The organism is Paenibacillus sp. FSL R5-0744 (assembly GCF_037972555.1).
Lineage (GTDB): Bacteria > Bacillota > Bacilli > Paenibacillales > Paenibacillaceae > Paenibacillus_AQ.
On sequence record NZ_CP150228.1, the window covers coordinates 3,729,262 to 3,755,380 of the forward strand.

Below are 26,119 nucleotides of genomic sequence, written 5' to 3' on the forward strand. Positions count from 1 at the left end.
TGGAAAAAATGACGCTTGAGGTCGGTTGACTTTCACTTGCTATGACCATAAACAAAGAGCAGCAATTCTCCAGTGACGGGAGAATTGCTGCTCTTTTGACCTTTTTGCGGATTAAAAATGGAGAGTGGGCTATCAACTTTAATCGTAGAAAACCTACTTTTCCACTTGGAAAGTATGTCGGGTCAAACCCTAAAAGATTTGACCGCGCAACACTTCAATCGTTATGCATTCCCCGAAAAATTTAATTGCCAAGTCACGCCAAATCTATCCGCTACCCAGCCAAATTTCGGACTAAACGGATAGCTTCCAAGAGGCATTAGGACCTGTCCACCTTGCGCTAATGATTCGTAGACCCGATCAATTTCAGCTTCACTCTCACAATTTACATATAAGGATATCGCTGGAGTAAAGGTAAACCCGTGCTGAACATAACTATCTATACACATAAATACTTGTCCATGCATAGAAAAGGAAGCTTGCATTACACTCCCTTCAGGTCCTGCTTCATTCGCTCCATATCGCTTAATGCTAATAACTTCGGAATCATCAAACAAGGACGTATAGAAATTCATAGCTTCTTCTGCCTTACCTTCGAACATTAGAAAAGTCATGATCTTTTGATTCGTTTCCATCATAATTGTCCAGCTCCTTATTGTGATTTAAAGTAGATCATTTCATATCATTAACGCTTTCGTATACTTTCAAACGGGCATACACGGTTTCGAGAACCGGATACGCGCCTTGACCCGGAACAGCCATAGCCAGAAGTGCCCCATGCAGATGGTCCGCTTCTACAGGTAGTTGCTTATGCATATCCCGATGCATGGATGAAGTAAATTCAGGTAACACAGAAAGCATCTTTTGCATCGTGGAAGCTATATTTTCCGGTCCCACAGGCATTCCAGCATTTTGAGCCAAGCTAACAATCTCTTGAAGAAGCTGCTCATAGATTGCACGTGCTTTTGGGGAAGCAAAAATAGGCCCAACAGAGCTATCCATTAAAGTGGTAATCCCACTCAGACTAGCTACAAATATATATTTCTGCCACACTTCGCGCTGAATATCAGAACTTAATGTCACTGTGAATCCAGCATGATCCAAATGACTCAGAAGCAACTGTGTTCGTTCTGACTCACCACCTGCCCATTCACCAAACACAATACTATGAAACGAACTGCTTTGAACGATAGTACCTGTTGAATCTAGAGTTGTTTCTATATAACAAAGACCACCCAGCACATGTTCTGGGCCAAAACGCTTCTGCAAAATGCTAAATTGATCATAACCATTGAGGAGCGGGAGGATCAGTGTATGTTCACCGACGTAGGGTTCTATGTCATTCATCACCTGAGTCAAATGGTATGCCTTGACCGCTATAATAATGCAGTCGAAAGGCTCTGCTTCTTCCCTATTAGAAATCGTTCGTACAGAAGTCTGTAAATCCCCATGAACACTTTTTACAATCAAACCGTCCGCTTCTAACTGAATCTGTTTGGCATTTCGGACGAGAAAAGTAACATCTTCTCCTTTTTGAACTAGACGACCCCCGAAATATCCACCTATAGCTCCTGCACCCACGATAAGAAAACGCATAATAATCTCCCCTTCTTTTCCCTTAATTTAAACAAACAAAAAGACCTTTTAGCTATCTGCTAAACAGGTCCGAAAGGCAAAAAAAGAGTCAAGTATCGACCGTTCTTTTGTCTCGGTCCTTACGGATCTGAGCAAAATCCAACGAGTTCACCTCCATGGCTACAAGTTAATTACTATTCATTTATTAAAACCTATTAGAGCACCATTCGATGATTATCGATACAGCCTCCCTGGAAAGTATAGCAAAAGAAAACATTCCTGTACAAGCATATTTAGGTAACTCTCCTTAAAGACTAGTAGTTTTGATCCACAGTTTTGAGATATCCAGAAATCCGAATGAACTGGTGTGAAGTCCAAACAAGCTTTGATTTAGCTGCGCTTTTTTATTCATATGACAACCATATAACACCCAATAGTTGTCCCTAAGCACACCTTCTGCCTGATCCAGCAACTTTATTCTTTCTTCCTTTGGGGATTGCGTGAAATCGGTAAGTACATCTGAGAATAACAAGATCTGTTCATCTCTCAGCAGAGAAAAAAGATAATTAAGTTTATTATTAAAGTAGTTAACCATTCCCCACTGCCAATCATCTTCAAGAACCTCTTCAGCAAGGAGGATTTCGGAGGTGTTCTTTATATCTGCTGAGTTAAACTCGTTGAATAAATACAGCTCAATATGCAGTCCTACTGAAGCAGCTCGTGCTTGAAGCCACAGGGCTTCTTCTCGCTCTTCTTTTTTATCTTTTGTAGCTAATCTTAAGGTCTCCCCCTGGTAGCCACTTGCCACTAGAAGCTCTCTCGCATGTTCCAGAGTAGGCTCAATAATACTTCTCTTACTGCTCTCCCAAGGTAAAAAGCTATCAGCAGGGGTACTACGGTTCCCTCCTAACTCCTTAATTAAGGCTTCTCGGCTGTAAAGGATTCGTATAGCCTGCCGGAATAGTTGCTGTTGATGAATTCCGTCTTTATGGAAATTGAACAAGAGATATCGGCATCCCAAGGCAGGGTAGTCAATACTGTGGTTACAGATGATATTAGGTAATAAACCTTCCTGAGCAGATTCAGGAAGTTCATACAATCGTTCATTTGAAGCTTGTTCTGGCAAATACCAGATTTCCACACGATCTAGTAGCGGGCGTATACCGTAATAATAGTCAAATGCCGCGAGGACTAGCACATCTTCATTAAGATCTAGTAAACGATAGGGCCCTGTTCCACTTACTTCATTTACAAGATCTACATCATGAGGAAGAATCGACATATGAATACAACTGAACATATGGAGAAAAAAGAGATTCGGACGAGACAGCTCAAACCTGATCCTGTGATCTCCTTCAAGCTCTACTCGTTCAATATCTTTGTACAAGCTCAATGCCGGACTGTTCAAGTCTATAAGTCGTTGAAATGTCTCTTTTACGTCTCTAGAGGTCATAGTCCTGCCGTGATGAAATCGCACACCTTTCCGTAGATAAAAAATATAACTAGTACAATCTTCATTGGCTTCCCACATATGCGCCAATCCGGGAAGAAAGGTATCACTTGCCGCATCATAGGTAACTAATGTGCTATAAATTTGTCCGAGTAAATAGGATTCAAACGCGGTATATACATAAGCTGGATCCAGCACTTCCATATGCCGGTTTCGTGTAATTCGCAAGACATCCAATCCTGATGTCGACTCCGTTTCACTACGGAAGCCCATCTGCTTATTTAACACCATTAATAACCGTTCCTTTAATGTGTCGCTAACCTGACCACGACTTAATAACTCTATAGCTTCCTTAATCTTCCCTTTATTAATCAGTTCCTGAAAGTTGTCCTCAAGCACCTCTTCAATCGTTCGAAGAAAAGTTAGCTGCGAGATATTTCCACGTCCTCTTCCAGGCTGCCAGTGTATAAAACCCTGCTCTTCAAGTTTTCGCAGAATAAACTTTACGTTACGCGGAGTGCAGCACAGAATCGAAGCTAGTCTATCTATCGTCACAGGATTAGCTTCCCCTATATCTATTGAGGATGGGATGGCTATTGCTAAACATAAAAAATGATTACTAATATGGTCCACGATCGTTCACTCCTTTAAAGGTGAAACACTGTAAGTAATTCTTACACTTTTACTTCCCCCTTTTATCATTATAATTATACATATATCGTTAATGAATATGCAGTACTAAATTATAGCTATCAGATTAGGAGACCTTTTCAATTATGAACCAGCATCTTAGGCATATTCACCCACTAGCTTGGACTATCATCGTCGGTACGATGTTCGGACGTTTGGTAACTTCAATGAGCATTCCGTTCTTATCCATCTATTTAACCCAAGTCCTTGGAGCCACCCCCACACAAACGGGGATTACGGTAGCCGTCAGCTCTCTGGCGGGCGTAATGGCCAGCTTCTACGGAGGATATATCTCGGATATTGTAGGCCGCAAAATTGTCATGTTAATCTCCGTATTTGGCTGGGCGGCAGTATTCTTCGGATTCTCTGTGGCACAACATCTGTGGGTGTTCTTCTTAGTCAACACCCTGAACGGTTTATGCAGATCCGTGTTTGAGCCCACATCACGGGCACTTTTATCCGACATTACCCCTGCTGAAAGTAAGCTGCTTGTATTCAATCTTAGATACGCTGCGATTAACCTTGGTGTTGTCTTTGGTCCGATTATTGGAGTACAGCTCGGTTCTGCCGAATCAACGTTTCCTTTTATGATCGCTGGTGTTGTATATGTTGCATATGGACTTGTATTATTCGTCCAATTTAAATTGCATCGTTCAAGCATGCAGAGTCATACGCAAGCTGAACCACCACGTTTACTTGAAGCCTTGGCAACAACCGGTAGAGACCGTGTATTCTTGCCAGTTCTACTTGGTACAATCTTTTGTGTACTTGGATACGGACATTTTGGTTCAACTATGGCGCAATATTTAGCAATGAACACCCATTTCACAAATGGTGGGCAATTATTCTCCTATATGTTGTCACTCAATGCCATTACAGTACTCGTGGTACAGTATCCTATCGTACGTACTGCAAGCAAATTCTCACCGATTGTTCCATTGATTCTCGGAAATATCTGCGTTGCTATTAGTCTTCTCTTAGTAGGTTTAGCTGAAGGTGTAGCCCTTCTAATGTTTAGTGTCGTACTATTTACGATAGGGGAAGTACTGCTCTTTACGATGATGGATATGTTAATTGATCGGATCGCGAAGCCAGAAATGAAGGGTACGTACTTTGGAACGATTGGCTTTAACAATTTGGGGAGTGTAATCGCGCCTATCTTCGGCGGAGTGCTGCTGGATCATTATGGAGCTCAGAATGGCCTTACGATCTTCCTGCCACTCGCTTTAACCACGGCTATAGGTCTTCCTTTTCTATTCGTAGCGCACAAGAGGCTTACTGCCAGAGAGAAGTTATCTCTTGACGTAGACACTAGCACATAAAAGTCTAATTTATTAAATCTAAAGGTTATTATGTGTCAATCCCAAATTAGTTAACATATTAATTATTATGTAAACCGATTGAATGAATAAAGCCTATTCACAAATGAGCGGGACCGTTTCATTGCAGAACATGCAATCGAAACGGTCCCTTTTTCACATAAAAATCATGCTAATTGTAAACCTCCTGTAGCAAATTCGCCTGTACTTTCACATATTGTCTCAGTTCCAAAGGTTCCACAATCTCGCCTTGTCCAAGTATTCCCCAAATATTCGTACATGCACTATCATAGCTATACATATTTACAGTAAGGGTTATTTGATCTCCTTCCTCTACTCTTTTCATAATCTCCACCCCGTGTAGCGAGGCCTCTCTCCTCTTATCCGTTCTAATCAATACTGGGTAGATCTCTTCCTCTTTACAAGCTTGCTTAAATCCCCTCTCCTGCTGCTTCCAGTGCCTTTCTAATGAAAAGTCCTGAGGGATAGCATACTCTTCATCTATAAGCTGTATAGAGGCGATTCGCTCACATTTAAACGTGCGGATTTGTTCGATTTCTTCACAGTAGGCTATAAGATACCACTCTTCTTTTTTCACAACTAGACCATAGGGCTGTAATTTCCTGCTCGAGATGACTCCGTTAATCTTGTGGTACTCAATCTGTAGTTTCTGAGATCTCCAAACAGCAGTTCGAATCGATTCCAGACATGGAATCTCTAAGCGTTCTGTCCACCAAGGTGTATCATCAAAATAAAAACGTCTTTGTGCCTTCTGGATATCATTTTGATAGGAAGCGGGTAATGATTTTTCTAATTTCAAGAGGGTTGTCTTTAGCTTTAATCCGGAATCTGTATGTCCGCCAGTATGAATCCCCATTCCTGTTAAAAATAGATTGATTACATCTTCCCCATGAAGCTGATTTAGGTTAACAGTATACCCCTCCATCAAGGAGATGCCACCATTCGGTCCCGGCGTGGATAACAGTGGTATTCCTGCTTCAGCTAATACATCAATGTCTCTATAGATAGAACGTACGGAGGTTTCCAAGGCTTCAGCTAAGTCATTGGCCTTCATCTTCCCTCTTGATTCCACTAATAATAAAATTGCAATCAAACGATGCAAGCGCATGGGGAGCCTCCAAGTTTTTCTTTTTTTATAGTATACATCATAATTCTTGCCAAGCTGTTGTCAACAATAGAAGGTTATGATTAGTTCATTACATTAAAGGAGCTGATACACATGAACATAGGCGTATTGGGAACTGGATTCGGAGCTTATCATGCGCAGTTATGGACGACAATGGATCGAGTAGACAAAGTAATTATCTTTGGTCGGAACGAAGCTAAGCTGCAGGAGCTAAAACAATCTTTAGGCGTTGAGATAACTACTAATATTGACGATATTATGCTTGATTCCACCATAAATGTGATTGATATCTGTTTGCCCTCTTTTTTACATAGGCAGTATGCAGTCGATGCGCTTAAGCATGGAAAACATGTATTCTGTGAGACACCCGTTTGCTACAACTTAGAAGATGCTCTTGCGATGAAGGAAGCTGAACAACTGTATGATTCGCGAATTCTCGTCAACCAGTTTATTAAATTCGATCCTGCGTACAAATATCTTTACGAAGCGAATCATAATGAGAAATACGGAAAACTCTTATCTCTTACCTTAAAAAGAGAGACGCCTCCTTTGTGGGGTGACCTCGGTCTGCACGCTATCGCTACAAATCTGATGATTCACGAATTGGATTTTGTGACCTGGATGCTGGGGTCTATGGAGCCGCACTCGGTTTGGGGATCCGATGGTGGTAAAAGTAATCAAGCCTTAGTCCGTGCAATTTTTCAGCAACCTCATGTATCCGCAGAGATCGTTGTTTCTTCACAAATGCCGGTTTCGTATCCTTTTACCGTAGGCTATGAGGCATATTTTGAACAAGGCAAGCTTGTCTTTCAAGAGAGTGACAACATGAATGGAGCTGTTGAAAGCTCATTAATTGAATATACCGCTGTAGGTAAACAAGATCTTTTGTTAGAACCAGCTAATCCCTATGAAAAAAGTTTGGAGTATGCACTCCAATGTCTAGTGGAGGGTAGTTCATCAATAATTGAGTTAGACCATGCGATACAAGCTATAGAACTAGCTATTTGCATTGAAAAAAAGCTTGTATAAATGGATCAAGGGATGTTATATCCTTTTTCAAGGGTTTTGTTTGTAGGGTGAGGTGAATTGTTTATTGATGTGTAGTGTATAGGGTGAGACAGTAGTGGATTTTGACTTTTCTATTGTGAATTTTTCATATGATGAAATAGCGGAAAATAATAGCGATAAAATCAAAAATCCATACTTTTTATAAGCCCCCTTCTCCTAACTAATGAAATTTGTATCTAGAACAATAATCAGTTAACATAATCATTATTATGTTAACTGATTTCAGGAAATCGATTTTCCACACTCGTTCACCGCTTCTTTAGCGCAAGTGCAAACCGTTCTATCGTCTCTTGGGATAATCCATTTACACTCTTATTCTTCCCTTTTACCACTCGCAGAACCACTCGATCTAATGCAGTCATCTTCTCTTCGTAAATCTCATCACCGAACACTTCTTTTGTAATTGATTGGTTATACAGCTTCTCTGGAAATGAAGATTTCAATTCTTGTATGGCTTGCTCCCCCTTCGCTCCTGCACAAATAAACAATCCAACGCGCTTTTTTGCTAGTTCATTTTGATATTTTGAAGTAAACTCCGTCATTTGTTTTTGTATTTTCCCAAAATAAATAGACCCACCTAAGATGACAGTATCGTACCGTTCTAATGTAGGCTCTTTAGCATGCATTAAATTAACTACTTCAGTCTCATCATCCAATTGATTTTTCAATAAATAGGCAGCTTTCTCCGTACATCCATATTTAGAAGTATAAATAATAATCGTCTTCATTCTGATTCTTCCCTCCACCCTCTGATCATCCTACTATGTTAAAGGCTCACGTATCTCCCTGGTTGCTATTGAAACCATAGAATCCAAATAACAAGATATCAGTGCTTCAACCTGATCTTCTGGCAAATCCTTTTCCACAATCAAACGCATAATTAATCCGAACGCAGCACTCCACATCACTTGAGCAGTGAGCTCTATCGAAGATTCCATATGTTGTTCTTTCGATTCGAACCTAGATAGACATTGACAGAGCATACCTATCGCTTTACGCTCCTGACCAGCTCCCTTGAATAGAACTGCTGTGTAACTAAGAACAGCCGGTGTATCATTTAGCATAACATTACGGTACTCAACACTTGTGGTAAGGGTCATCCTGATCCATTGCTCAAGCGATTGTCTCAAAAGCGTCTCTGGTGGCAGTTCATGCTCCACCTTGCGCTGTACGGACTGAAGCCCGACAACCATATCTGTATATTTCTGTTGCAAATATCTCACCACAATTTCATCTTTACCCTGAAAGTAATGATAAATAATACCCGGAGAATACTCGATTTTCTCTGCAATTTTGCGAATAGAAAGCTTTTCAATCCCCTCCTCTGCAATCAACAAGGCCGCAGCCTCTAAAATTCTTTTCTTCATTTCCTCACGCTCACGCATTTGCCGTTGTTCTTTAGTCATCATGACGTCTCCTTATAATTTGAACATCGTTTAGTCATTGAACACTGTTAAATATATATAATTTATAACGTTCTTTTCTATATAGTAAGTCACAGGCAAACCACCCAACCCTTATTGTCATATCCAAACATGAAAAATCCGCCAGTCCTTATAGACTGGCGGAACCAAACTTCATGATGTTAAAGGATTACAGACAAAGAGTTTTAGTGATGATAACCAACAGGATAAACAGAACCAGAATCGCTCCTGTGGAAGTAAATCCACCATATCCTCCTGCGAATTCGCCCATTTTAACTCCTCCTTTGTAATTGAGTACACCATAAGATATGCTAAATCCCACTCTGTGCTTGGGTGAAATGAACAAAAATAACCCAACATTCCTGTTAAGGCTGTTAGGTTATTCGTTTTTTGTTTACATAATAATTATTATGTAAACAATTTCTGCGTTTATCTTAATTATTGTGAGATAACCATTAATTTTTCATGACTACATCATCGCTGTTACCTTTATAATTATTAACCTTATTATTAGTTAATGTATTGAAGTATTGACTCGGATTTCCTTGAGGCGGATTAAAACGCTCTTTAAATTCTCCATTTGTGTACTCTCCAATCACTCTATGCCAGAAATTACGGGCAGGCGTATTCGCGCGTACCTGTGACACCTTCCAGTCGCCTGGGTACATATCAAACAATTTATGCGCTGCCCAGGTCCCCACACCGCTCCGGCGATATTTTTGCATCACAAAAAACTCAGTCATGTAAAATTGCCCTTCGGGATCATACAACAACCGTTCCACCAAAGCAAATCCGGCAATATTCCCGTCTACTTTAAACAAATACGCAAATTTATTGTTGCCACTACCCCAAAATGATTCTAATCCCGGATAAGCTGGATATACTCCATCTTGATCTACATCAAGCTCCAGATAACGGGTGAAATCATATAAATAGTACTGCATTAGTTTGCTTATCGTCTGTTTCCGCTCTTTGGGAACCAGCTCCATTCCAAGTTCCATTTCGTGCACCTCTGCCATTTATGTTTACTACACATCATATAACTTAGTTACTTCAGGAGCAAGTTCATCACTAGTAAATAGCTTTGATCAAAGCCATGGGACAAGAAGAACCGGCTTTACCGTCCTTATTGGGACGGTTTCCGTTTCTGCGAGAAATATAAGGCATAAAGTATGGTGTGAAACTTATACTTTCTTATATTTGGACAAAACATGATAAGATAGAAAGAAGAAATGATATGCAAACTATGGAAAAGGTGAATCACATGAGCGTTCAAAAGAACGATGACCGTAAAAAACTGGATCTAAAGCTACCTCTCATGCCTTGGTTCGTTCAGCAGTTTATTGATTATAAGCGTCCTGATCTATCCCCTTCCACCCTGCTGGAGTATATTCGGGACTATGAGTCCTTTTTTGGATGGCTGCGTGCAGAAGGCCTCTCACAGGCCAACTCCAATACAGAGATCACTCTGCTGGAATTAGAAACCCTGCATATGGATAGTATTGTTGGATACCGCCTACACCTCACTACCCGAGCTGAGGGAACCAATACACGAGTAACCGTGTCCCGTAAGCTGTCCGCATTACGCTCTTTATTTCATTATTTAAGTCAAATCGCTGAGGACGAGAACTTCTATCCATTGCTTAAGCGAAACATTATGGCTAAGGTTGAAGTTAAACGAACGCATAAACCTAAGGATACTGCTGCTAAATTAAAGGGCAAGATTCTAGAGGATGAGGAACTGCTGGAATTTGTGGGGTACATTTTCGAAGGATATGGACGAGATGTTGAAGGAAACAAGCAGGCCTATTACTCCTTTCAATTAAATCGTGAACGCGATGCCTGTATTGCCAGCTTAATTCTGAATTCTGGTCTTCGTGTATCCGAAGTAGTCAATCTAAACGTAGATGATCTGGATGTTAACAACAAGCTGATCTATGTCACCCGAAAAGGGAACAATGATGAAACCTTCAAAACCCCTGTTTATTTTCGAGAACAAGCTAAAGAGGATTTAGCTCTTTATTTAAGCCTACGTCAATCCCGTTATAAAACGCCGAAGAGGGAAAAAGCTTTATTTATCGCTTTGCCCAATGGACGGCAAGAAGGCAAACGCATGACCAAAAGAGCCATTCAAGAAATGATTATTAAATATGCAAAACGCTTTGGTAAGCCCTATCTAACGGTACATAAGCTTCGTCACTCTTTTGCAACAGACTATTATCTGCAAAACGATATTTATAAAACGAAAGAACAGCTCGGGCATGCTTCGACAGAAACAACCGAAATCTATGCTCATCTCACGGACAAAACGATGTCTGAGGCGATTGAACGCCGTTTGGATAGTTAATTTTTTGCGAAAAGCCGGCCATACCCTATCCGATTTTTATGGAAAAGGTGTGGCCGGCTCTCTTTTTACATGGTTTAGAAAGACTGATCAGATTAGCATTATGTTGAAATATCGGCTTTTCTATTGTGAATTTTTCATATATTGAAATGTTATAAATAATATCGTTGGCATATTAGATAATTAGCTATTTCCGTCCTATTGTTAATGTCAAAAAGCATTTTACCTTTATCCTATCCCCGTATTTCTCCCGGAAGCTTGATAATAGTCACTTTAGCACCCGTAGATAAGCCTCGATCCCCTGGTGGAACAACAATCAGACAATCGCTATCCTTGATCGTGACCATCACGGAAGATTCGTCTATCGCTGCTGGAATGGCATAAAGGCTGCCTTCACGGATCTCTAATCGCGCTCTAACAAATCGGGTAAAGTCATTCACTCTGTTATAATCTGCACCGAGTGTGGCGCTCCATTCTGGTAAGAACGGCTGTGACGCACACTGCATTAATCTGATAACCGGACATGCGAACAATTGAAAACCAACGAAACAAGCACCTGGATTACCTGATAGGGCTAACAGCAGCTTACCACCTCTAACAGCAGCAGTGGTTACACTCCCCGGACGCATCGTCACTTTATTAAATAACATATCTCCACTCTGTTCACGAACCAAATCGCCCATAATATCATAATCTCCTACCGATACTCCACCCGTAGTGATTACAAAATCATAGGTTTCCAGCGCCATCTGTACTTTACTTCGAGCCAGCTCCAGATCATCCACAATAGATCCCAGCATCACGGGCTCCCCACCTGCCTCTTTGACTAAAGCTTCGAGCATGGGTGAGTTGCTGTTTCGAATTTTGCCAGGCTGTAGTGGTTCATGTACCTCTAGCAGCTCTGTGCCTGTCGCAAAGATAGCTACCTTAGGCCGACGATAGACTTTCACTGTATGTATGCCAAACGCTGCCAGAACAGCTATATCCCCGGCAGAGATTAATCGCCCCGCTGGCAGCACTAGCTCACCAGAGCTTAACTCCAGCCCCATCGGTGTGATATTAGACTTCGCTTCCTGCTTCTTTCGAATACCTACGTAAGTCTTTCCTTCCTCCTCACGTGTCTCCGTTACTTCTAGCATAACTACAGTATCTGCCCCTAACGGCACTTGTGCTCCAGTCATTATCCTTGCGGCTGTTCCCGAAGTTATATCTACCGATGCCACAGCGCCACATGGAATATTGTCCACCATTTCTAACCATACGACTTGACCATTTACACAGTGACTTGTATCTGCTGCAATAATTGCATATCCATCCATGCTAGAACGGTTAAACGCGGGAAAAGGATGTGGCGCAATCACTTCCTTAGCCAAATAACGTCCACAGACCTCATTCAATGAGACCTCCTGTGACTCTAGCGGATTAGCAAATCTGATTATTTTGGCCTGTGCCTCTTTTACTTGAAGCGCGCTGCGCTGAAATTTATGATCCTTCATACCATACCTCCGCTCTAAATCGTCCGTTTTTTGTAGTACAATAGGTACTATTTTAACATGAGCTATCCTGAAGTAAAATGAATGGTGGAAACGACATTAATCCTTTACCGATTTCAGCTACGTAATTACAAAAAAAAGATGCGATCTCAAGATCACATCTCTTACGATTCATGTCTAGGATGCTCTAATTACCTTCACATCACCAGGAATTACTTTCTCCCCTTCATACAGCATGAACCGTCCATGTTGCCATTCTACACGCAGAAGCCGAGAATCATCTGACTGATATTGCCATACATGCTGCTCTCCACCATTCATAAAAGGGGTTTGGCCTAGGGCAGCAACATATCCTTCATACTCTTCCTCCAGAAAAAATGTATAATCATCCAGTTCAAGTGTTGTTGGAACCTCAGCAGGATTATCTAAGCGCCCATCAATAGGTTTATATAAACCATATTGCAGCTGTTCCCGCTCCTCAATATGCAAATAGGCAATTTGACTACCATCTCTTAATGTCAGCACTACCGCATTTCGTCCACGATTATGGGTCCTGCCGGTAACCTCGTAGGTAACGAGCGATACTTCACAGATGTCTCCGGGAGACAAATTAAGCATACTTTTCTGAACTTCCTGTGCCGCTGGTTTGGAGAAAAGATTACCTATACGTTTCCATATACTCAACTTGATCGTTCCCCCTACATAAATGCAGAAATAATTAAAGCTCCCGTAATTTGCAGTGAGCCTGATAATAAGCCGTACCCGATTTTGCCAAGCTGTGTACCATGATCCAGATCCAGACTCCCCCATTTAGCCAAGAGGAGACGGACCGTTCTTTCCAATATAAGCAAAAGAAAAAAAGATACAATCGAGATCAGCAAAGCATCTGGCAGGCTGTTAGAAGCAGCTATCGATGATGATAAAATGAATGCCTGTGCCAATAGCTTCATTACAAAACGTGTAGTAACTGCCATATTTCCAGCCTTTAACTCTTCTAAATCATTGTATCGAGTGAAGAGTGAATCTACGAACATCAGCACAAACAGCAACACCGCGCCGCTCACTGTCCACACGACCATGGACACCAGGATATGGAAATCCATTCTAATAGCCCCCGCTTATTCATTTTGCATGCTGTCATAAGCATAGATAAAGCGAAGAGGAAACGATATTCCTGTCTCCCCTTCGCCTGTGAACATCAGCCGTGAAACGGCTAAGATCAAATGTTATTGCTTCTCGTATTGTTTCATCAGAGCAGCCAATTCATCTTCTACTGCTTGATCTTTGTTCAACTTCTCGAACTCATCATCAAGTGATTTGTTGCCCGAGCTCATCTCGTTGCTAGCTTCGGCTTGAGCTTCTGCTTGCATCATTTTTTCTTCCATACGTTTCAGGCCAGCAGATGCGGAATCAGAGCTGAAACCACTCATCGCTTTATTAATTTCGGTTTGAGCTTTAGCAGCATTATAACGAGCAACCAAGGTTTCACGTTTGTTCTTCATTTGAGTAAGTTGCTTACGCATTTCGTCAAGCTTCCCACGAAGATTATCCGCAGATGCTTTGTTCTGATCGAAGCTAGCTTTGTATTCTACCAGTTTAGCTTCAGCAGCCTTCTTCTCTTCCAGAGCACGGCGAGCGAGGTCAACATTACCAGCTTGAGCTGCAGCATGTGCCTGTTGCGTACGTTTGTTAACAAGTGCTTCCTGCTCTTCATATAGCTGCTTGAACTTCTTCTCAATAGCGATTTGAGCCGCTACCGCTTTTTCTGCATCTTCCAAATCTTCGGTCATATCACGAATGTACTGATCGGTCATCTTAATCGGGTCTTCTGCTTTGTCGATAATCGCATTCACGTTAGACATTGTTAAATCGCGCAATCTTTTAAATATAGACATGGTTTCATTCCTCCAAAAGATAATTTAAATACTCACTTGATATCTTTTACGCAGAATTGCCAATCCCGTTTCACATTTGTTGCGCTAAATATTGAATTACTTTATTATTTACGATCTCAACGACCTCTTTAATACCTTCTTTCGTGAGATCGTCGTAATGAATGCCCATAACCACAGTGACCGTCCTGTTTAAAGCCTCAGCTACCCTAATGGCAATATCTTCGCTTATCGTATGCTCTTTATGATGAGGAACGGCAGAGGTCTGCACTTCCACCCGCTCTCCATTTAAATACGCAGTACTTGCCGCTCCAATATGACGAACGCCCCCACTAATTACGAGTAAAAGATCACGTCCGACAGGCATCGCCGTCAGCTCAATATCCTCGGGGTTAATCTTGTTAGAAGTCAATAGTATCTCCTCACTACTCCACTTTATATAATGCCACGTATTTCATCCAAGGATTGAATATTCTCTTGAACCATGAATTGCTCAAGCTCTTCAACAAGCTGGCTACCTGCTCTCAAATTCATGAAATTGTAGGTTCCTACTTGGATTACCGAAGCACCTGCCATAATAAATTCAATAATATCAGTAGCTGTGGTGATGCCCCCCATTCCGATTACTGGAATAGATATGTTCTGTGCGACTTGATGCACCATGCGCAAAGCAACTGGCTTAATCGCTGGTCCGGACAGTCCGGCATACAAGTTATTAAATACACTACTTCTCCGTCGCACATCAATTTTCATCCCGGAAATGGTGTTGATCAGCGAGACAGCATCTGCTCCCTCTGCCTCACACATTTGCGCCATCTCAACGATATTCTCAGCACCTGGAGACAGCTTTACCGCAATTGGTAGCTTAGTGACACGTCTAACAGCTTGTACTACTTTTTGCGCTTCTGAAGTCTTGATTCCAAATGCAATTCCGCCCTCTTTTACATTTGGACAAGAAATATTCAACTCAATCATATCAACAGCTGGTTTACCTGCGCTTGATCGAAGATCTGCATCACGCTGGATCATCTCTGCTCCAAGTACGTAATCCTCAAGCGTCCCACCGCCAAGATTCACCAAACGGGCTGTATCGAGTGTTTCCCAATAAGGGCATTCTTTTTCCAAGAACGCAGCTACACCGGGATTCTCCAATCCTACACTGTTCAGCATGCCAGAGGCTGTCTCATAAACTCGAGTGCCAGGGTTACCTGCTTTTGGATGGAGGGTGAGCCCTTTCCCTGAGATTCCACCTAGCAAAGATACATCATACAGCTTTCCATATTCACGACCAAAGCCGAATGTTCCTGAAGCCATTACAATCGGGTTTTTAAAATGAACGCCTGCAATTGTTGTACTCATCTTAGTCATGAAAAATCACCTCCTCAGAAAGGAACACGGGTCCATCTGCACAGGCTTTTCGCTGACCATCACGACAAGAAACACTACAAACAAGACAGGCACCAATGCCGCAAGCCATTCGGTTCTCTAGAGAGAGATAAACTTTTGTATTGCTACCCGCCTCTTCGGCCGCTACGCCTTTAAGCTGTGCAGCTTTAAGCATAGGATGTGGGCCGCAAACGAAAATATGATCATATTGACTAAAATCCACACGATCCAAAATAAATCCGCCTACATCTACTGTAAGCTCGGCTGCTAATGGACGAAAAGCTTCTGTCCGGTAAGCTTCCCGACTAAAACCTAGAAAGATATCACAACTAGGCAGCTGCTTTGCACAATAATATAGCGGCGCTATTCCGATTCCACCACCAATAAGTGCAACCTTGCCTTCGACCTGTGGGAATCCCGTGCCAAAAGGCCCTTCAAGCTCCACTGAGTCACCAGGAGTCAACCGTGAAAATATCTCAGTGCCTTCCCCCACTACGTGATATAAAAATTCGACACTATCTTCTTTTACTTCATGTATACTTAACGGTCTGGAAAGGATCGGATAAGCATCCCATGCCCGTAACATGTAGAATTGACCCATTTCACCGCCGCTATTCGTTTCAACTTTAAGGTGGTACACTCCGTCAGTTAGCCGATCGTTACTTAAAACCATCCCCACGTTATCAAGCTCCTTCAAATTTTATCTTTATTAAGATTGCCTTAGAAGGAGTATAAAATCTGTGACAAACTTCACATTCAAAGCGCGCTATCCCTTTTTCCAGATCCCGCGTTCATAAGGTTTGGGTACATTACGTACGCTTCCAAGCGCCTCTTCCGCATGTAAAGCCCAATAGGGATCGCTCAACATCCCACGGCCAACGGCTATCAGCTCTGCCCGTTCTTCCGCGACGATGGACTGTGCCTCAGTAAAGGATTCAAGCCGCCCCACTGCAATTACAGGCACCTGTAATTCACTACGGATAAACTCAGCCAGATCCACTTGATAAGCAGGGCCTGCACCCAGCCCTCCATTTGAACCTATAGGACCTTCTCCTCCAGAAGAAACATGGAACAGATCCACTCCAGCATTCTTATACCGTCGGCAAATATCCAGAGCGTATTCAGCATCATATCCACCCTCTACATATTCCTTCGCAGATATTCTCATAATCAATGGCATGTCTACAGGAACCACTTCTCGGACTGCTTTAACTACCTGTTCTCCGAACAACGCAGGATCTTGTCCATATTCATCATCTCTGGTATTCGTCAATGGTGAATGAAACTGGTGAATTAAATAACCATGTGCACCATGAATTTCGACCGTATCAAATCCTGCCTCTATAGCTCTGCGCGCCCCTTCACGGAAGGCCTCAATTAATTCTGAAATTCCTTTTTTAGAAAGAGCCTGTGGCGTTTTGAAATTAGCATCAAAAGGAATTGCTGATGGAGCCACAGGCGGCTCTGCATCCACAGCTTTTCGTCCAGCATGTCCTAATTGAACAGCGATTTTTGATCCATACGCATGCACACCATCCGTGATTCTACGATAAGCTTCAATTTGCGAATCACTCCAGATTCCTGTATCTCGATTAGTGATTCTACCATCTGGATGTATGCCAGTCATTTCCACGATAATAAATCCTGTACCGCCAATAGCACGGCTTACATAATGAACATAATGCCAATCATTAGGGATGCCATCCTCTTTATCCACCGAATACTGACACATAGGTGGCATGACAATACGATTCTTCAGCGATAACCCCTTCAATTCATACGGTGCAAACAAATCAGACATTCATGTCTCCATCCTTCCGTAATCTATAATTGACTCGGGAATTCCCCGTTCTATTAGTATACACGCATTGGTTCCTTCAAGAAATCTTAACCAATACTGTATTGTTATCAGCATAAATCTACCCATCTATGGAGATAACAATTAAGAATATGACGGTGATCAGGTAGTAAAGGAGGCAGATGGGGATGTATTTTCAACGGAGAGGTCAGAAACTGCTCGTAATATTAGGAACAATCATAACTATGCTATTCCCAACCTATTCTTCAGAGGTTGCGTCAGCGCCTGTACAGAGTCAGAAGACTCCGCAAGAACAAACACAAAGTGTACCCGCTTCAGACGAAGATACGGCAATTTCAGCAGGTAGCGCTGCTACAAATAGTTCGACACTTAACAGCAATAAAAACACTAAAGGTCTGACATTAAGTCAGCTGTTACACAAATACCCAGAGACTTTTAAGACTAGTGGACCTCGGAATAAAGTCATAGCACTTACTTTTGATGATGTTCCTGATCCAAGATTTACCCCCCAATTGCTTAACATCCTGAAAAAATACAATGTCAAAGCAACCTTCTTTGTGGTGGGAAGCCGAGCAAAAAAACATCCAGCTTTGGTGAAAAGAATGATTAGAGAAGGACATGCGATTGGAAATCACTCGTACAACCACCCTCAGTTTGTGAAGCTTGCGATGAATGATTTTCAATCACAAATCATAAAGACCGAGGATATTATACAAACCTTGGCCGGATATAAACCACGACTAATTCGCCCACCCTATGGGGATATCAGTGAACAGCAGCTAAAATGGGCAAAAAGCCATGGCTACACGCTCGTGAATTGGAATGTGGACTCATTGGACTGGAAAGGACTTTCCAAAAACCAAGTCAGAAATAATATTCTAGCCCATATTGGGAGAGGAGCGATTATTCTTCAGCACGGTGGAGGCGGTCCAGGTAGTCATCTACAGGGAACGATTCAGGCTTTACCTGAAGTAATCACTATTATGCGCAAGCGGGGCTATACTTTCGTTACCGTTCCTCAATTACTACAAGTGTCCAAAAGTAAATAAATCACCCCCAAATATATATTTTATAATACGCAAAAAACGGAGGCAGCCGCTAAGGACTTCCTCCGTTTCCTGTGTAACCTTATTTTAGAACTTTTCATATCTCATAGGTATTCTCTCTATTTTTATCTATCTATTTAACAATGTATAATTGTACATATTGATAACCGAATGATGATACAAAGCTTTGGCTACCAGGGATAAAGATATCGATACGATTGCCTTTTATAGCACCGCCCACATCCGTTGCCGTTGCTAAGAATGCATCTTTAGGCAATCCATCATGTGAATGGCCTGTCACCAATACTTTGGTACCGAGAGGAATCACATTTGGATCAACAGCAATAGTTCCAAGCTTGAGAGGATTTCCGAAATAATCTACTGCACCCCATCCGCCGTTCTCATTGCTTGCAGAAGAATAAGCTGAAGCTTTGACTTGAATCGATTTGTCATAATTAAAGGACTTACCCCATGCTTCAACTGTTTTGGACTCTGAGTTTACATTCAGACTTGGTGTAATCACTGGTGCTTTGTCAGTTGTAGTTACGGACTCAGCCTGCATCTTACTAGGGATAGTAATTTCAAGACCTTCGTAAATGTTAAGTGCTGCAACGTTTGGGTTTGCTTTCATTAATTCATTCACACCTACATTATATTGCTTGGATAAAGTATAAAAAGTGTTGCCATCCTTAGCGATATGAACGCTGTCTGCATGAGCTGGAACGGCATGCAGTAATGCACTGATTCCCATAATTGCAGCAAGGGTTTTAATTGTTCTAAATCTGTTCTTCATAATTGCCTCCTCATTAGATGGGCGTGAACGGTATCACTTCCGTATACGCTCGTGTACATTTTAAGTACTTATGTACAACCCGTGTGTGATTTCTTGATGTGTTGCAGTCTTTTGTAAAACTGACAGGACTTAATATATCACAATTTTGTAACCTGTGCTTATGTAATTGTTACCATTGTGAAAAATCAAGTTTCAATATTGTCATTTTTTCGGATTATGGTTAACATATTTTTCATTATGTTAACTACATTAAAAGATACATGCACCATTTTTTAAAAATTATCATATAAAATTCCCGAAGATTTTACATAGCGTTAACATTTCATGCTTTATCCAATAGTAGAATGATAGAATATGATAAATAGAATAGATATAGACAACGAATCATATTTGGAGGTCCCATGAATACAGAAGAGAATAAAAACAACCAAAGCAGCCCAGCCACTGCTTACCTCAATAGAGATTTGAGCTGGATCGAATTTAACCGACGCGTGCTGAAAGAAGCTCAAGACCCTGATAATCCGCTAATGGAAAGGGCTAGATTTCTGGCTATCGTCTCAAGCAACCTTGATGAATTCATAAGCGTTCGAGTGGCAGGAATTCAAGATCAAATCCGGGCAGGCTATACTAAAAAAGATTTCACTGGCTACACCCCTTCCGGGCTATACAAACGTCTCATCAAGCGAGTTACCAAAATTGTTGCCGACCAATACCGGATTTTCCGTGATATTTCACGGAGTTTGCATAAAGAAGGTATCGTTTTTGTGGATTATGAGGATCTCACTCATGCACAAGAACAGTCCATAGAACAATATTACCGGGATATCATTTATCCTGTACTTACACCAATGGCTGTAGATCAGAGTCGACCGTTTCCACTCGTTCATAGCCAATTTATCTATTTAGCAGTAGTTCTTACTCGTAAGAATGGCCTTGAAGAAGAGCCTTTTTTTGCTATTCTGCAAATTCCATCTAATCTGCCAAGATGTATCCCGCTACCACACCGGTCTAATAGTAAGAAACGGCAGTTCGTATTTATAGAGGATGTCATCCGTCATCACATTCAAACTTTATTTAGTGGTTATGAGCCCGTTGCCGTTAGTGAATTTCGTTTGACCCGCAACTCTGATCTCACGATCGACGAAGAAGGGGCCGAGGATCTTCTAGAAGAGATTGAAAAGGAGCTGCGCAAGCGTCGCCGCGGTGTTCCAGCAAGACTTGAAGTACAAAAAGGAATTCATCCATATGCCTTGGAACAGCTGCAAGCTGAGTTTGAAATTGAAGATTTCGTATTCGAAATTGAAGGTCCGCTAGATCTAAGTTTCCTTCGTAATTTCGCCGGCAGTATTAAGGGCTTTAGTTACTTAAACTATCCAAGCATTGAGCCCGTCTACCCTGCTGAATTTGAAGAGAACGAGGATTTCTTCGAGGTATTACGTGAGCGGGATGTTCTGGTCTACCACCCTTACGAATCCTTTGATGCGATGACGGACTTTATCATTCAAGCCTCAGAGGACGAACAAGTGATGGCCATTAAGATGACTTTATACCGCGTGAGCGGAAACTCTCCTCTGATCACTGCACTGGCTAATGCTGCTGAATCCGGAAAACAGGTAACAGTCGTCGTTGAGTTAAAAGCCAGATTTGATGAGGAACGGAACATCGCTTGGGCTCGCCAACTTGAAAAATCCGGATGCCATGTCGTTTATGGTCTTGTTGGACTCAAAACACATGCCAAAGTCACCTTGATTGTTCGTCAGGAAGGCCATGAATTACGTCGTTACGTGCATGTAGGCACAGGAAATTACAATGACAGTACCGCCAAAGTCTACACGGATCTAAGTCTATTTACTGCTCAAAGCGATATCGGACTTGATGCTTCCGAGCTGTTTAATCAAATGACTGGCTATTCCGCTGATTTTGACTGGAATTCCTTCATTGTAGCTCCAACGGACATGAGCCTTTCCTTACAAAAGCTAATGAAGCGTGAAGCGGAGCATGCTGCAGCTGGAAGACCTGCACGTATCATTGCCAAAATGAACTCACTCTCTAATCAACAAGTCATCGACGATTTATATGGTGCCGCACAGGCCGGTGTATCTATCGATTTAATCGTTCGGGGGGTTTGTTGTCTTCGTCCGGGGATTGAAGGCTTGAGCGAAAACATTACGGTTCGCAGTATTGTCGACCGCTTTCTGGAGCATTCAAGAATTTACTATTTTGAAAATGGCGGGAAGCCTGAGGTGTATTTATCCAGTGCAGACTGGATGACTAGAAACCTAACCCGACGGATCGAGCTGATGTGTCCGGTAAGAGACAGCAATATTCGTAAACAAATCGTAAAGATTCTTGAACTATCCCTTAAAGATAATGTGAAAGCCAGCTTCTTACAGCCTAATGGGTATTACGAGCAACCAGACGACAAAAAGGCCCCTTTCCGGAGCCAGTTCGCAGCAATGGATGTTACACGTTGGAAGGAAAATCGAGTTTTACCTTCACCGCCCAAGCATTCTTAAATGCTTTCAAGGCGTTCTCAATGTCCTCTAGACCAATCAGAAGCGCTGAAGCGCCCTCAAGATCCAGATTAAGAGTATTGCCGTGGAGATTAGCCTTCAGGCCGCTTACAATCCCGATCTCGGTGCTGTCTAGTGCAATGCTAAGCTGTACAAGCGATCCGAGCTTATGAATCCACTCTTCGTCGGAAGGCAGTAAAATGTCCTTATACATCTGGGACAATTTCTGCTTCCGGCTTTTTGTGCTATACGAGGCAATCATCGCGCACAGGATAAGCTGGCGGTGTGTCAGTCCACGAATCGGTGAATTCATCAGCCAATACAGGGTGTGTCGTTTAGATTGATAATAGTTAATGTTAGACCCTGTCCGATGTAGCATGATGGATACATAAATTAACATCTCATGTTCAGCTTTATTCTCCTCATCCTTGAACGCGTCAAACAGACTTAGAGCAAGTTTGTTAATATGATCTAAATACCGTTTAGAAGTACGAATATCAAACCGAATAATCGTATTTAAACTGTATTCAAGCGCACTGTCTCGCACCGGTTGCTCCGGCTTCAGTAGATCATGTAGCATACCTTCCCTGAGCCCCTCCCCGCTGATTACAGCCTGGCTAGCCCCAATATACTGATATACCGTATGGAAAATAATCAACCCGGATACGATGATATCTGCTCGACTCTTAGACAACCCATCTAAATCTTTACGCTTATCATAAGGCATTGAAGGTAATGTGTTCATAAAATGCTCAATCGTCTCACTGGCCATGGTGTAACCGTGAGAGTTAGGTAATGAGTATGCTCTAGTCTTTTGATCTAGCTTACCTAGAGAACGAACCGTACCTCCCAGACCAAACAATGGAAGACCTGCTGTTGAGTTGAGCCAATCATGCTCTACCAATCTCCCCAGAACATAGGTCTCGAGCTTCTGAATCTGCTCTCCATTCCAGTTCCCGCCTTGACCAAACATAAGATTGGTATTCACCGCTCCGAACGGAAAGGAAATGCTATGTTGATAACGCCGCCCGCGAAAAAGTGTGATTTCAGTACTCCCGCCACCAATATCGATGACATAACCATCTTCAACATTAAATGCATTTATGACACCTAAGAAGCCAAAGTAAGCTTCCTGATGACCACTGATAACCTCAATGGGTATGGTTGAAGCTTCTGACAAAAAGGCAATAATTTCACTGGAGTTAGCAGCATTTCTGATTGCCGCTGTAGCGCCCGCACGAATGGTCTCTACATCAAAAGCATTGCAGATCTCCTTAAACTGGCGCAAGACTGGGATGATCGTCTCCATATCCTTCTGCTCCAGTTGACCTTCCTTCGTAATCTTCTCACTAAGACGTGCAGAGTACTTACACTCCTTGATGATCTTATAGCCTCCCTCCGGCGTTGTATCATAGATTACAAGACGTATGGAGTTAGAACCAATATCGATAATGCCTATCCGGCGCAGATCATCTCTCATTATGTATGTACTCCTTTTCAAGTTGATTGACCATCTATTATACATGGTTTACATAAATAAATGAACTCAGTCCATTATATCCTCAAATTACGCAACTGTTAAAAAAATAAAGCGGCACCCGGATAACTTGCCCGAGCGCCGCTACAATTTGACTTACTTATAACACTTTACTTAAAAAATCCTGTGTACGTACATGCTGTGGATTTCCGAATACTTGTGCAGGTGTACCTTGCTCTACAATCACGCCGCCATCCATAAATAGAATACGGTCGCCCACTTCGCGTGCAAAGCCCATCTCATGCGTAACTATGACCATTGTCATCCCATCTTCTGCAAGCTTCTTCATAACCTCCAGCACCTCACCGACCATCTCTGGGTCAAGGGCTGAGGTTGGCTCGTCAAAGAGCATCACATGAGGCTGCATCGCCAGCGCACGGGCAATCGCGATCCGCTGCTTCTGTCCTCCGGACAGCTGAGCAGGATATGCATCCTTTTTATCTTCTAGGCCTACAGTCTTGAGCAGCTCCATTGCGAATTTATCAGCTTCGGACTGCTGCTGTTTTTTCACCTTAATCGGTGCTAGTGTAATGTTCTGTAGAACTGTTTTGTGAGGAAAGAGGTTAAACTGCTGAAATACCATTCCCATCTTCTCACGTGTGACATTAATATCGTGCTTTTTGGAGGTAATAGATTCACCTTCAAAAGTAATTTCGCCACCAGTTGGCTGCTCCAGGAGATTCAAACAGCGCAGAAAGGTACTTTTACCCGATCCACTCGGTCCGATAACGACGACGACCTCACCTTTATGAATCTCCAAGTCAATTCCCTTGAGAATTTCCAGCTTTCCGTAATTTTTTTGCAAGTTCTTAACGGCGATCATCGGTATTCAGCCTCCTTTCCAGTCTACCTAGGATCTTCGATAGCGTAAATGTCAGCACAAAGTACATAAATGCGATAATTACAAGTGGTGTCATACCATCGTAAGAAATCGTTGTAACCGTACGTGCTTGAAACATCAAATCCGTAACGCCGATAAAAGAAATAATCGATGATTCCTTGATAATAGTGATAAATTCATTTCCAATTGCCGGAAGAACACTCTTGAGTGCCTGCGGGAGTATGATATGGCGCATAGTCATCCCTTGCTTCATTCCAAGCGAACGGGCTGCCTCCATTTGTCCACGATCTACCCCTTGTATCCCAGCACGGAAAATCTCTGCAAGGTAAGCAGAACTGTTAATGGATAAAGTGATTGCCCCCGACTGAATCGGTGTAAATTCAATCCCGAATGTAGCCAATCCATAATGGATCAGAAACAGTTGTACAAGCATAGGTGTACCACGAAGGAATTCTACCCAGGCTGTTGCCAAGAAGCGAAGCACACCCCATTTGGACATACGTAGCAAGGAAACAATAATCCCTAGAATAAAACCAAAGAAGACGCCCAAAACAGCAAGCAGCAAGGTATACTGCAAACCGGTTAGGAAAAAATCACGATAATCATAAGCCATTTTAAATAAAGTAATGTCCATAACCTTTCCTCCCATCTCCAAAAAAATAGAAAATAGCTTATTGTCGCTATTTTCTGTATACACATACAATTTACTTTAGCAGACTTTAAAAATATCCGTTGTTTCTTTACTTCGTGCTATCTGCAAGCTCACTAGCTGCCGTTACGTACTCATCAATTTTACCTTCTGAGTTTAAACGTGTCAGTGTGCTGTTTACTTGATCCAGTAGCTCTTTATTTCCTTTTTTAATACCAATAGCATAACCGTCATCTTCAACTTCTGGCTTAGCATCAGTAATTACAAGACCAGGAACATTCTTAACGAATGATTTAGCGACGGGACCTTCAATGATAGCAGTATCTACACGATTGGATTGCAATTGTAGAACGATTTCGGAGATTTTACCAAGCGAAGTGATTTTCGCTCCCTCGATCCCTTTAGCAATTTCTTCTTGAATGGAACCAGTCTGCACACCAATTTTGGTACCTTTTACAGCATCCATAGTGGCGTATTTATCTTTGTCCGCTTCGCGCACAACAATTGCTTGCTCAGCCTTGTAATAAATGTCTGAAAGATCAACAGCTTTTTTACGTTCTTCCGTCGGGCTAAGTCCAGAAATTACAATATCTACTCTTCCGCTGGACAATTCGTTTAGTAGTGAGTCGAATGGCAAGTCCTTAATTACAAGTTCAGCACCCATATCAGCAGCAATTTCCTTAGCGATATCGATATCGAAGCCCACGATAGTATCTTTACCGTCTACTACTTTATGGAATTCGTACGGAGGAAAATCTGCACTTGTGCCCATAGTAAGCTTCTTAGTAGCCCCACCGTTAGTTGCATTTCCACTTGCAGCGGTATCACTATCATTTTTATTTTGACCGCAGCCTGACAACAGGCCTACTGCTAATAACATACCTAAACTAAGTTTACCCCATTTGTTCATTTCTATATCTCCCCTATTCGTATGAAAAAAATCCAAGTTGTCTCTTTGACCGACTTATTATAAATCAGAACGCATGAATATGCAAAGGCATAATTGTGACAATAACTTCCTTTTATTGGGTTTCAAAGCAAAGAATTCATTCTTCTGAAACATATTATTCAACATTTATTCAAATTTTATATAATTTTATACATTTTTACTATTCCCTAACTTAATCAAATCATGC

26 protein-coding genes and 1 pseudogene are annotated in these 26,119 nt (G+C 41.9%); 6 read left to right on the top strand and 21 right to left on the bottom strand.

The window, feature by feature from the left end; translation table 11 throughout:
• The first annotated feature begins 41 nt into the window (after window positions 1-41).
• A complete protein-coding gene (locus MKY19_RS16300; protein WP_339796081.1) occupies window positions 42-245 on the top strand; it encodes a hypothetical protein in 204 nt (67 codons plus the stop codon).
• Here the strand turns inward: MKY19_RS16300 and MKY19_RS16305 are convergent.
• From MKY19_RS16305 to MKY19_RS16315, 3 genes are all read right to left on the bottom strand, one after another.
• A complete protein-coding gene (locus MKY19_RS16305) occupies window positions 222-635 on the bottom strand; it encodes a VOC family protein (RefSeq protein ID WP_339796083.1) in 414 nt (137 codons plus the stop codon). The two genes, MKY19_RS16300 and MKY19_RS16305, sit on opposite strands and share 24 nt — an antisense overlap.
• A 34-nt stretch (window positions 636-669) precedes the next feature.
• Entirely contained in the window at window positions 670-1,593 is a 924-nt protein-coding gene (locus tag MKY19_RS16310) for a ketopantoate reductase family protein (protein WP_339796085.1), read from the bottom strand.
• 286 nt (window positions 1,594-1,879) lie between these two features.
• A complete protein-coding gene (locus MKY19_RS16315; protein ID WP_339796087.1) occupies window positions 1,880-3,655 on the bottom strand; it encodes an ABC transporter substrate-binding protein in 1,776 nt (591 codons plus the stop codon).
• Window positions 3,656-3,798: 143 nt separating this feature from the next.
• Here MKY19_RS16315 and MKY19_RS16320 point away from each other — a divergent pair, with 143 nt between their 5' ends.
• On the top strand, window positions 3,799-5,034 hold the full coding sequence (locus MKY19_RS16320) for an MFS transporter (protein ID WP_339796089.1): 1,236 nt from the start codon (window positions 3,799-3,801) through the stop codon (window positions 5,032-5,034).
• Between the two features lie 169 nt (window positions 5,035-5,203).
• On the opposite strand, the gene MKY19_RS16325 is transcribed toward MKY19_RS16320, so the two are convergent.
• The gene (locus MKY19_RS16325; protein ID WP_339796091.1) at window positions 5,204-6,160 is read right to left on the bottom strand and encodes a WYL domain-containing protein; all 957 of its coding nucleotides are present in this window, start codon (window positions 6,158-6,160) and stop codon (window positions 5,204-5,206) included.
• A gap of 111 nt (window positions 6,161-6,271) precedes the next feature.
• Here MKY19_RS16325 and MKY19_RS16330 point away from each other — a divergent pair, with 111 nt between their 5' ends.
• Window positions 6,272-7,207: a Gfo/Idh/MocA family oxidoreductase gene (locus MKY19_RS16330; protein WP_339796094.1), complete on the top strand. Its 936-nt coding sequence runs from the start codon at window positions 6,272-6,274 to the stop codon at window positions 7,205-7,207.
• Between the two features lie 287 nt (window positions 7,208-7,494).
• Here the strand turns inward: MKY19_RS16330 and MKY19_RS16335 are convergent, their stop codons facing one another.
• From MKY19_RS16335 to MKY19_RS16350, 4 genes are all read right to left on the bottom strand, one after another.
• Complete coding sequence (locus tag MKY19_RS16335) at window positions 7,495-7,974, bottom strand: flavodoxin domain-containing protein (protein WP_149647346.1); 480 nt, start codon at window positions 7,972-7,974, stop codon at window positions 7,495-7,497.
• Window positions 7,975-8,007: 33 nt separating this feature from the next.
• Window positions 8,008-8,655 (bottom strand): helix-turn-helix domain-containing protein, encoded by a 648-nt coding sequence (locus tag MKY19_RS16340; protein ID WP_339796098.1) that lies wholly within the window; start codon window positions 8,653-8,655, stop codon window positions 8,008-8,010.
• A gap of 184 nt (window positions 8,656-8,839) precedes the next feature.
• The gene (locus MKY19_RS16345) at window positions 8,840-8,941 is read right to left on the bottom strand and encodes a sporulation protein YjcZ (protein ID WP_197069683.1); all 102 of its coding nucleotides are present in this window, start codon (window positions 8,939-8,941) and stop codon (window positions 8,840-8,842) included.
• 184 nt (window positions 8,942-9,125) lie between these two features.
• Window positions 9,126-9,671: a GNAT family N-acetyltransferase gene (locus MKY19_RS16350; protein ID WP_339796101.1), complete on the bottom strand. Its 546-nt coding sequence runs from the start codon at window positions 9,669-9,671 to the stop codon at window positions 9,126-9,128.
• A 263-nt stretch (window positions 9,672-9,934) separates the two neighbouring features.
• Here MKY19_RS16350 and xerS point away from each other — a divergent pair, with 263 nt between their 5' ends.
• Window positions 9,935-11,017, top strand: a complete 1,083-nt coding sequence (gene xerS / locus MKY19_RS16355) for a tyrosine recombinase XerS (protein ID WP_339796103.1) — start codon at window positions 9,935-9,937, stop codon at window positions 11,015-11,017.
• 230 nt (window positions 11,018-11,247) lie between these two features.
• On the opposite strand, the gene glp is transcribed toward xerS, so the two are convergent.
• The 8 genes from glp to MKY19_RS16395 form a co-directional block, all read right to left on the bottom strand.
• On the bottom strand, window positions 11,248-12,510 hold the full coding sequence (gene glp, locus MKY19_RS16360) for a gephyrin-like molybdotransferase Glp (protein WP_339796106.1): 1,263 nt from the start codon (window positions 12,508-12,510) through the stop codon (window positions 11,248-11,250).
• A gap of 174 nt (window positions 12,511-12,684) precedes the next feature.
• Entirely contained in the window at window positions 12,685-13,191 is a 507-nt protein-coding gene (locus tag MKY19_RS16365) for a DUF4178 domain-containing protein (protein WP_042188751.1), read from the bottom strand.
• Between the two features lie 14 nt (window positions 13,192-13,205).
• The gene (locus MKY19_RS16370; protein WP_042188754.1) at window positions 13,206-13,610 is read right to left on the bottom strand and encodes a DUF350 domain-containing protein; all 405 of its coding nucleotides are present in this window, start codon (window positions 13,608-13,610) and stop codon (window positions 13,206-13,208) included.
• Window positions 13,611-13,733: 123 nt separating this feature from the next.
• On the bottom strand, window positions 13,734-14,402 hold the full coding sequence (locus MKY19_RS16375; RefSeq protein ID WP_076283572.1) for a PspA/IM30 family protein: 669 nt from the start codon (window positions 14,400-14,402) through the stop codon (window positions 13,734-13,736).
• Between the two features lie 70 nt (window positions 14,403-14,472).
• Window positions 14,473-14,811, bottom strand: a complete 339-nt coding sequence (locus MKY19_RS16380; protein ID WP_339241546.1) for a hypothetical protein — start codon at window positions 14,809-14,811, stop codon at window positions 14,473-14,475.
• Between the two features lie 23 nt (window positions 14,812-14,834).
• Window positions 14,835-15,767, bottom strand: a complete 933-nt coding sequence (locus tag MKY19_RS16385; RefSeq protein WP_339796110.1) for a dihydroorotate dehydrogenase — start codon at window positions 15,765-15,767, stop codon at window positions 14,835-14,837.
• Entirely contained in the window at window positions 15,760-16,464 is a 705-nt protein-coding gene (locus tag MKY19_RS16390; RefSeq protein ID WP_339796113.1) for a dihydroorotate dehydrogenase electron transfer subunit, read from the bottom strand. Before MKY19_RS16390 ends, MKY19_RS16385 begins: the two co-directional genes overlap by 8 nt.
• 87 nt (window positions 16,465-16,551) lie before the next feature.
• Entirely contained in the window at window positions 16,552-17,586 is a 1,035-nt protein-coding gene (locus MKY19_RS16395; protein ID WP_339796115.1) for an NADH:flavin oxidoreductase/NADH oxidase, read from the bottom strand.
• A gap of 185 nt (window positions 17,587-17,771) precedes the next feature.
• Between MKY19_RS16395 and MKY19_RS16400 the strand changes: the two genes are divergently transcribed.
• Complete coding sequence (locus MKY19_RS16400) at window positions 17,772-18,653, top strand: polysaccharide deacetylase family protein (protein WP_339796117.1); 882 nt, start codon at window positions 17,772-17,774, stop codon at window positions 18,651-18,653.
• 130 nt (window positions 18,654-18,783) lie between these two features.
• Here MKY19_RS16400 and MKY19_RS16405 read toward each other — a convergent pair whose 3' ends face one another.
• Entirely contained in the window at window positions 18,784-19,443 is a 660-nt protein-coding gene (locus MKY19_RS16405) for a 3D domain-containing protein (RefSeq protein WP_339796120.1), read from the bottom strand.
• 401 nt (window positions 19,444-19,844) lie between these two features.
• On the opposite strand from MKY19_RS16405, the gene ppk1 reads away from it, so the two are divergent.
• Window positions 19,845-21,959, top strand: coding sequence for a polyphosphate kinase 1 (gene ppk1, locus MKY19_RS16410; RefSeq protein WP_339265039.1), 2,115 nt, complete (start codon window positions 19,845-19,847; stop codon window positions 21,957-21,959).
• Here the strand turns inward: ppk1 and MKY19_RS16415 are convergent.
• The 4 genes and pseudogenes from MKY19_RS16415 to MKY19_RS16430 form a co-directional block, all read right to left on the bottom strand.
• On the bottom strand, window positions 21,907-23,436 hold the full coding sequence (locus tag MKY19_RS16415; protein WP_339265041.1) for a Ppx/GppA phosphatase family protein: 1,530 nt from the start codon (window positions 23,434-23,436) through the stop codon (window positions 21,907-21,909). The genes ppk1 and MKY19_RS16415 overlap by 53 nt on opposite strands.
• Before the next feature lie 157 nt (window positions 23,437-23,593).
• Complete coding sequence (locus MKY19_RS16420) at window positions 23,594-24,316, bottom strand: amino acid ABC transporter ATP-binding protein (RefSeq protein WP_042188767.1); 723 nt, start codon at window positions 24,314-24,316, stop codon at window positions 23,594-23,596.
• Window positions 24,303-24,935, bottom strand: a pseudogene (locus tag MKY19_RS16425) (amino acid ABC transporter permease); the annotation flags it as partial. The gene MKY19_RS16420 and the pseudogene MKY19_RS16425, both read right to left, overlap by 14 nt.
• Window positions 24,936-25,074: 139 nt before the next feature.
• Entirely contained in the window at window positions 25,075-25,893 is an 819-nt protein-coding gene (locus MKY19_RS16430; protein ID WP_042188769.1) for a transporter substrate-binding domain-containing protein, read from the bottom strand.
• Window positions 25,894-26,119 lie beyond the last annotated feature (226 nt).